This is a genomic window from Actinomadura bangladeshensis (assembly GCF_004348335.1).
In the GTDB taxonomy this organism is placed as follows: domain Bacteria; phylum Actinomycetota; class Actinomycetes; order Streptosporangiales; family Streptosporangiaceae; genus Spirillospora; species Spirillospora bangladeshensis.
Map to the genome: position 1 here is coordinate 1 of NZ_SMJW01000320.1, position 8,001 is coordinate 8,001.

The window sequence follows — 8,001 nt, forward strand, 5'->3', positions numbered from 1 at the left end:
TGGGAAGCGGGGGCGGCGGTGCCGGCGGCGGCGCGGGGCGGGTGCACGGACCGCCGGCCGCGGGCGCCGCGCGCCGCGGCCCCCTCCGGTTCGTCGGGTCTTTCGTTAGCAGAAGTCATTATCAAAGCTAACGGTAATCGGGGCGTCGGCATTCCGGCAAGGAACATCGGCACCGCCGCGGGGTCAGGACCTGCTGAGCCTGTCGATGATCGGTGCGGCGCGGCGCAGGATCTCCCGCTCGTCGGCGGTCAGCTCGGCGAGCCGGCGGGCCAGCCACGCCTCCTTGCGGCGCCGCTCGTCCGCGAGCAGGGCGGCGCCCTCGTCGGTCGCGTTCAGCACGACCTGCCGCCCGTCGGTCGGATGCGGGCTGCGCACGACGAGCCCGCGCTCCTCCAGGTAGGCGATCACCCGGGTCATCGACGGCGGCTGCACCTTCTCGTGGTCGGCCAGCTCGCGCGGCGTCATCGACCCGTGCCGCTCGATGGCGGCGAGCGCGGCGAACTGCGTGAGCGACAGCGGGCGCCCGCCGTCGCCGGTCGCGGGCGCGCGCAGCGTGCGGAGCCGGCGGGTCAGCCGCGCGATCGAGATGCGCAGCTCCTCGGCCAGCCCCGGCGCGGACGCCGTGCGGCCGCGGATCGGTGGGGTTGTCATCGTCATTGGTCTCCCGGGTGCTGCTGCCCATGCTGCCACGCCGCCCGCGACATGCGCCCCTCCGGTCCCGGAGGCCGGTTCCGGGGCCGGTTTTTGAGCCGCTCGTCACCATGGTCGCGGGGAGACTCCCCGGCCCGTGCCACGTAGCCTGAGGGCATGAGCCGAGCGCGCCGTCCGGATCCGCCGCCGATGCAGACCAACGACGTCCGTATCGCGGCGGCGGGCACGGCCGCCTGGGCGATCGCGCTGGTCGTGCTGCTCATCGCGGGCCTGCCGTCCGACGACCGCTGGTGGCTGTGGGTGTGCGTCGCCGGTATCGGAATCGGCCTGTTCGCCATGTGGTACGTGCCGAGGCTCCAGTCCGGCCGCGCCCGGCAGGAGGCCGCCCGCGCCGCCGAACGCCGGGCTGTGCTCGACGGTCCGGGCGCGTCGCCGGCGGTCGAGCGCGAGCACCCGGCGGAGCGCGCCGACGACCGCGAGCGCGTCGACTAGGACTCCCTCGACTCGGACTCCCTCGGCTGGGGCTCCCTCGGCTAAGGCTCCAGGTCCGCTTCGGCCAGGAGAACGTGCAGGGACTCGGGAGCGCGCAGGACGGCCTCGATCAGCAGCCGGTCGCCCCAGTTCCCGGTGGACCAGGCGAGCGCGCGCGCCAGTCCGTGGACACCGCTCGCGTGGATGGCGCCGTCTCTCGTCCACCACGGGACGTCCTCGCCGTCCACGACGAGGCGATCGTGGGCGAGGTAGTCGGCGGGCGCGTCCGGCAGGACGGCTCTGACCGCGTCCGGCACGGGGCGCTTCTCCCCCTCCGATTCGACCTCGCCCGGCACTTCGTGCCCTGCCAACGGGAGATCGAGGAGTTCGGCCAGGCGCGCGTCGCGGCCTTGGGCGGCGATGATGAGCGGCTGCCCTTGAAGGAGCGGCAGGAGGTCGGGGCTGTCCAGGATGAGGGCGTCCCCCGCATCCACGACCTCGACCTCACCGTCGACTATGGCGCGCACATGCTCGGGTGGCTCGATGACCGCGTCGGCGGCGTCGGCCAGGGCCGTCCACAGCGCGCCCGACTGGGCGCGGGTCACCGGCCGGTCCGGATCGGCGAGCCGGTCGAGCAGTTCTTGGGCGCCGCCGGGCTCGTCAAGGAGTTCTTCCAGCGAGGTGCGGACGCCCAAGGCGAGCAGGAGCCGCTCGTCCAAGCCCTCTGGGGCGATGTCGTAGAGCCCTGCCAGCGACTCGTCCCCGCCCAGGCGGAACTCGCCCGGCCTGCGTCCGTCCAGTACCGGATGGCGCCCCAGCCACCACGCCGTGTACGACGGGACGGCGACGCGCCTGCCGTTGTGCAGGGTCACGTGCGCGGGGTCGACGATCGCGGCCCGCCACGGCGGCCCGGCCAGGACCCTCAGCGCGGCCGCCCAGTCATCGACGAGTTCCAGGTCGCGGACGGCCGCGAACTCCGGCACGAGGGGCGGGAGGTCCTGCGGCCCGATGCGCCTCAGGGCGTCGTCGGCCCACAGATCCTCGTCGTCCAGTTCGAGGGTCTCGACCTCATCGGCGAGGCCCATGAGGTTCACGTCTTCGGCCTTGGCCAGTGCGAACCCGTCCAGGACGCCGACGGCCGTCAGCGTCTCCGCGCCCCACCGCTCCAGGACCTCGCCGTCCACCACGCCGAACGGCGCGTCGTCGGCCATGAGGGTCCGCAGCGGGCTCTCCGGCAGCAGCAGCTCACCCGCCGGGTAGAGCTCTCCGTCGTCGCCCGGCAGGGCCAGCTCGGCCAGCCACGGCTCATCGCCCGGATCGACGTGCGCGGCGCTGACCAGGCCCAGCACGGCCTCCGCGACCGCGTCCGGGTCGTCGGCCTCGAACGACTCCTCGACGGCCGTCCGGACTCCCGGGTCGGCGAGCACCGTCCGCGGGCCGGCCTCGATCGCGCCGAGCCGCGTCAGCAGCGGATGGACGGCCTCGGGGTGCACGAACCGCAGCCCGAGCACGTCCAGCCCGGCGGGGTCGGCGCCGTCGGCGATCAGCAGCCCGCGCGGCCCGCGCACCACCCGGCCCGCCTCGCCCGCCAGCGGCACCGGCAGGGCGCCCAGCGCGTCCCTGGCGGCCCCGTCGAGCGCCCCGTACACCCGGTGCCACCACGCCGGTTCCCGGTCCACGGCGGCCAGCTCGTCGATCACATCGGCCAGCTCGACCCGCCGCACCCCGAGCGCCGCCAGCGCCGGGCTGCGTGCCGGCCACTCCGGCGGCAGCAGCCCGCCGACGACGGCGTCCTCGCCACCGAGCACCCCGACGAACGGTGCCGGCGCGTCCACGGCGATCGCGTCCCGGCCGCGCGTCCGATGCGGCAGCAGGGGCGCCTCGGGCAACCGCTCCCGGATCTCCCGCCGCAGTCGCGCGTCGAGCTCGCCCGCGCCCACCGGGCCCGGCACGAGATCGAGCACGCGCGGCGACACCGGAAGTTCGCCCAGCAGCCGCACGTAAGCCTCGGCGGCCCGCTCCACCAGGAAGTCGGCCAGGACCCCAGGGGCGACGTGGCGCCGGTCCGGCGCGAGCGGGAACGACGCGATGAGCAGCGCTGGCAGGTCCAGCCGCTCGTCGCTCGGCGTGGGCGCGTGCACGACGCTCGGCATGCCGTCGGGCCATCCGTCCTCCGGCAGAGCCCACCGGACCTGCCAGAACGGCCGCGCCCGCTCCTCCACAGGACGGTCCTGCAAGAGCGCACGGGGGATCTCCCCATGCGCCTCGACCGTCCGCCACGAGCCGCCGTTGATGACGACCTCGCCACCGGCATGGCGCTCAGCGGTCAGGTGGCGGACGTCCCCGTCAACGTCGATCTCAACGTGCTCCAGGGCCGGCAAGGCCAGCATCAGCGCCGCCCCAACGTCCCCCAACTGCTGCTGCACCGACGCAACCGCGTCCTCAAGCAGCGGCAACCGCACAACGGTGTCGAACCCATCGGGAACATCGGGCACGTCGTCCAATGCGAAGGGCAGCCGCAGCAACGGCACATGCCCACCCCGCCGCTGCACCTCATCAGCGAGCGCGGGCACCGCCTCAACCAGCTCCCGGGCCCGCTCCCGCGACCATCCGACCCCCGCCCCCGGCTCCTCGCCCTGTGCATCAGGAGGGATCGACGCGATCGCGGGGGCGTCGCTGACGGCGACGACGGCGGCGAAGCCCACGCCGAAGCGACCTGCCGTCGCCGTGTCGTCGCGCTTGGACGAGGCGCGCAGGGTGGAGAGGGCCTCCACACCGGCAGCGTCCAGGGGGCCGCCGGTGTTGGCGGCGGTCAGGACGGTGCCCGCCGGGGACGTCCGCAGGGTCAGGCGGAGCCGGCCCGGGACGGCGGCGCGCGACGCGGCGTCGGCGGCGTTCTGGGCCAGCTCGATGACGACGCGGTCGCGGTAGCCGCCGAGTGCGTGGTCCTCCTCGGCGTTGGCGTCCTCGCGGAAGCGCGCCGGGGACTCGGCCCAGGCGCGCAGCACGCGCTCGCGGAGGGCCGCGGCGCCGAAGGCGTCCGGCATGTCAGCTATGGCCGAGGGCCTCGTCGTCCAGGGGCGCGGCGTCCTCGCCCGCGGCGGGGACGATCTCGTAGCCCAGCTCGTCGATCACCGGCGGGTTGTGCTCGGACGCGGCCGGCAGCGACACGGCCTCGGAGTGCGCGCCGCACCCGTGGTCGGCGGAGACCACCCGGCCGTCGTCGGGCGCGTACTCGTTGGCGCACACCCCGAAGACCTGCCGCAGCTCACCGGCCAGGCCGACGAAGAAGCCGCAGGTGGAGCACTGGGCGGGCGCGGACGCCGCGATCGGCGCGCGGGGCCCCGCGGTCCCCTCGTACCAGCGGGTCGCGGCCTCGTCGCGGCCCTCCCGCGACAGCACCCGGACGCGGCCGAGCCCGAGCTCCCACTGGGCCTCGCGGTCGGTGGAGTCGTCGACCTGGGTGAACCCGGGGGCGAGCCGGACGTCGTCGGGCGCGGTCGGCAGCAGGTCGCCGGGGCCGAGGTCGCCGGGGCGCAGCCGCTCCAGCCACGGCACCCACGACGGCGCGAGCAGCGCCTCGTCGCCGGGCAGCAGCACGCACTCGCTCACCGTCACGTTCTTCGCGCGCGCGGCGCGCGTCACGGTGACCGCCCAGCGCCAGCCCCGGTAGCCGGGGTCGAGGCACTCGAAATAGTGCGTGACCACCCGGTCGGCCTCGGCGCGGAGGCCGAGGTGCTCGCCGACGCCGAGCGGCCGGGCCGTCTCCTCGGCGGCCTCGCGGGCGAGGTCGACGGCCTCGGCGCAGGCGGTGTCGACGGCGGGGGTACGGGTCCGGCGGGCGGGCCCGGACGTGGTGCGCGCGGCGGCGGGACGCGCGGGGCTGGACTGGCGCTGTGGGCTCACCCCTCAATTCTCGCCCATCCGGCGACGTGACCGGACACCCGGCCCGCGGCGGCCGCGAGGTGATCCTCCATTCCGGCGGGGAACGTACCCTCAAGCGAACGACTCCGATGGCCGTACCCCGGTACCGAGCCGGAACGGCCGCTGGGAGAGATCAGGGCGCATGGCAGACGGGTCGAGGGTCGGACGGTCGCTGCGCGCCGTCCGCGGCGGTGCCGCGCGGGCGGGGCGCGGGGCGGGCTCGGCCGTGCTCGGGACGGGGCGGCTCACCCGCCGCGTCACGCACGCCCAGGGCGCGGGGCGCAGCGGGCTCGGCAGCCTGATCGAGACGTCCGCGTTCAACTCCGCCGGCGACGCCATGGTCACGGTCGCGCTCGCCGGGACGCTGTTCTTCGGCCTGGACGTCAACCAGGCGCGCGGCCAGGTCGCCCTCTACCTCGTCGTCACGATGGCGCCGTTCGCGCTGGTCGCGCCGCTGATCGGGCCCGCGCTGGACCGTGCCAGGCACGTCCGCAGGTACGCGATCGCCAGCACGTTCGTGATGCGGGCGCTGCTGTGCTGGGCGATGGCGAGCGCGCTCCCGCACGGCGACCAGGTCACGTTCCTGCCCGCCGCGTTCGGCGTGCTGGTGCTGTCGAAGGCGTTCGGGGTGCTGCGGGCGGCGGTCACCCCGCGCGTCCTGCCGGACGAGATCACGCTCGTCACGGCGAACGCGCGCGCCTCGTTCGCCGGGCTGATCGCGGCGTCGGTCACCGCGCCCGTCGCGGCCGGGCTCGCCGTGCTCATCGGGGCGGGCTGGGTGCTGCGCATCGGCACGGTCGTGTTCCTGCTGGGCGTGGTGTTCACGATGCGGCTGCCCGGGCACATCGACGTCCCCGAAGAGGCCCCGCAGCCGGAACCGGCCGCGGGGCGGACGCGCCGCCGGCGGGCCTTCCCGCGCGTCGGACCCGTCATCGCCGAGGCGATGGAGGCCAACGCGGTGCTGCGCGCCTTCTCCGGCTTCCTGATCATCTACCTGGCGTTCCTGCTGCGGCAGGAGCGTTTCGACCCGGTGTCCCACCACGTCGCGCTCGGCCTGCTGGCGGCGTGCGCGGGCGCGGGCGGGCTGCTCGGCACCGCGCTCGGCGCCTGGATGAAGGCGCGGGCACCGCGGTTCATCGTGTCGGCGACGCTGGCCGCCGTCACCGGCGTCACCGCGGCGGGCGCCGCGTTCTTCGGGTTGTGGGCGGCCCTCGCCGTGGCGACCGCGGCCGGGCTCGGCCAGGTGCTCGGCAAGCTGTCCATGGACGCGGTCGTGCAGCGCGAGACCGGCGAGGAGATGCGCTCGTCCACGTTCGCGGTGTCGGAGACGCTGCACCAGCTCAGCTGGGTGCTGGGCGGGCTGCTCGGCCTCGGCATGTCGATCGTCGCGGACGGGCGCGTCGCGCTCGCGATCGTCGCGGCGGCGCTCGCCGTCGCGTTCGGGCTGCTCGTCTCCCGCCAGGCGGGGACGCGCCGCCGCATCCGCCGCCGGCCGGCCCCGGCCGCGACGATCAAGGACGCGCACCCGGAGATGCGCACCTGACCCTCAGGGCACGGGTCAGGGCGCCAGGTCGTCGGCGACCGCCCGCAGCACGGTGGCGATCTTCTTCGCCTCCGCCGGGGCCGGGTGCTTGCCGCGCCGGTAGGTGTTGGAGATGCCGTCCAGCAGCTTGATGAGGTCCTCGGTGATCACGACCATCTCGTCCGGCTTCTTGCGGCGCTGCTTGGCGATGGTCTTCTCCACCGACGGCAGCGACTCCAGCACCCGGACCTGGAGGGCCTGCTGGCCGCGCCGGCCCTCCACCACGCCGAACTCGATGCGCTGCCCCGGCCTCAGCGTCGTGACGCCGCCCGGCAGCGCCGATGAGTGCACGAAGACCTCCCCGCCGTCATCGCGGGTGAGGAAGCCGAACCCCTTGTCGGAGTCGTACCACTTGACCTTGCCAGTCGGCACCGGAGACCTCGTTCGGTAATCGTCCTGAATCGCCCTCAAGATTAGTGCCTCGCCACGGGCCGGTGAACATGCCGGGTACCCGCCGCGACGCCTGCGGGGCAACGCCTCCGACGCTATCCGGGACTGCTGCGGACGGCACCCGGATATCGCCGCGCAGTTCAGGCTGCCCGGAATCCGCCGAGCCACTCGGGGAAGGCCAGCAGGTCCGGCAGGACGACGTCCGCGCCGTAGGCGGTGAGGGCCGCCGAATCGAACGCGCCGGTCGCCACGGCCACCGCCACGATCTCCGCGGCCCGCGCGGCGTCCACGTCACCGGTGTGGTCGCCGATGTAGGCGCGGGCGCCGTGCTCGCGCAGCGCCGTGCCCTTCTCGGCGCCGAACAGCCCGCCCACCACGGCGTCCGCCCGCAGGCCGAGGAACCGGACGGTGCGCTCGGTGTCGGCCTGGTTCTTGCCCGACACGACCACCGCGCGCCCGCCCCCGGCCCGGACCGCGTCCAGCGCGGCGGCGGCGCCCGGCATGAGGGCGGTCGCCGGGATCGCGACGTCGGGGTAGATCGCCCGGTACCGGGCGGCCATCGCGGGCACCTCGGCCGCCGGGAACCAGTAGGCCAGCTCCTCCTCCAGCGGCGGCCCGATGCGTCCGACCACGGCCTCGGTGTCGATCGGGACGCCCGTCTCCGCGGCGAGCGCGGCGTACACGGCGCCGATCGCGGCCCGCGTGTCGGCCAGGGTCAGGTCGAGGTCGAACCCGACGGCGAAGGGCGCGCGGGCGGCCGCGCCGGGGGATTCGGGGGGATCGAGATCGAGCACGCCCACAGGGTAAGGGCTGGACACATGAAAGGACCCGCGCTCTCCTGGTAGTGGCGATGCGACGGGATCCGAGTAGGAGAGCACGGGACCGTGATGCGGATATACCCGAGCCCCCGACCACAAACCAGCTGACCAGGGAAAACGCAGTACCCGATCACCCCACCCCGACCCCAAGGACGATCACTGCGC

7 protein-coding genes are annotated in these 8,001 nt (G+C 74.9%); 2 read left to right on the plus strand and 5 right to left on the minus strand.

All coding sequences use genetic code 11. From position 1 onward, the window contains the following. Window positions 1-183: 183 nt before the first annotated feature. The gene (locus E1284_RS36100) at window positions 184-651 is read right to left on the minus strand and encodes a MarR family transcriptional regulator (RefSeq protein WP_131944645.1); all 468 of its coding nucleotides are present in this window, start codon (window positions 649-651) and stop codon (window positions 184-186) included. Between the two features lie 156 nt (window positions 652-807). Here E1284_RS36100 and E1284_RS36105 point away from each other — a divergent pair, with 156 nt between their 5' ends. Beyond that, window positions 808-1,143: a DUF2530 domain-containing protein gene (locus E1284_RS36105; RefSeq protein ID WP_131944646.1), complete on the plus strand. Its 336-nt coding sequence runs from the start codon at window positions 808-810 to the stop codon at window positions 1,141-1,143. Between the two features lie 41 nt (window positions 1,144-1,184). On the opposite strand, the gene E1284_RS36110 is transcribed toward E1284_RS36105, so the two are convergent. Both E1284_RS36110 and E1284_RS36115 read right to left on the minus strand, forming a co-directional pair. Further along, the gene (locus E1284_RS36110) at window positions 1,185-4,169 is read right to left on the minus strand and encodes a sacsin N-terminal ATP-binding-like domain-containing protein (RefSeq protein ID WP_131944647.1); all 2,985 of its coding nucleotides are present in this window, start codon (window positions 4,167-4,169) and stop codon (window positions 1,185-1,187) included. Window position 4,170: 1 nt separating this feature from the next. Then, window positions 4,171-5,028 (minus strand): DUF3027 domain-containing protein, encoded by an 858-nt coding sequence (locus tag E1284_RS36115; protein ID WP_131944648.1) that lies wholly within the window; start codon window positions 5,026-5,028, stop codon window positions 4,171-4,173. Between the two features lie 160 nt (window positions 5,029-5,188). Here E1284_RS36115 and E1284_RS36120 point away from each other — a divergent pair, with 160 nt between their 5' ends. Then, window positions 5,189-6,589 (plus strand): MFS transporter, encoded by a 1,401-nt coding sequence (locus tag E1284_RS36120; RefSeq protein ID WP_131944649.1) that lies wholly within the window; start codon window positions 5,189-5,191, stop codon window positions 6,587-6,589. A gap of 15 nt (window positions 6,590-6,604) precedes the next feature. On the opposite strand, the gene E1284_RS43800 is transcribed toward E1284_RS36120, so the two are convergent. Then, the gene (locus E1284_RS43800; protein ID WP_131944650.1) at window positions 6,605-7,000 is read right to left on the minus strand and encodes a cold-shock protein; all 396 of its coding nucleotides are present in this window, start codon (window positions 6,998-7,000) and stop codon (window positions 6,605-6,607) included. Window positions 7,001-7,158: 158 nt separating this feature from the next. After that, a complete protein-coding gene (locus E1284_RS36130; protein ID WP_207924145.1) occupies window positions 7,159-7,812 on the minus strand; it encodes an HAD family hydrolase in 654 nt (217 codons plus the stop codon). Window positions 7,813-8,001: the final 189 nt, after the last annotated feature.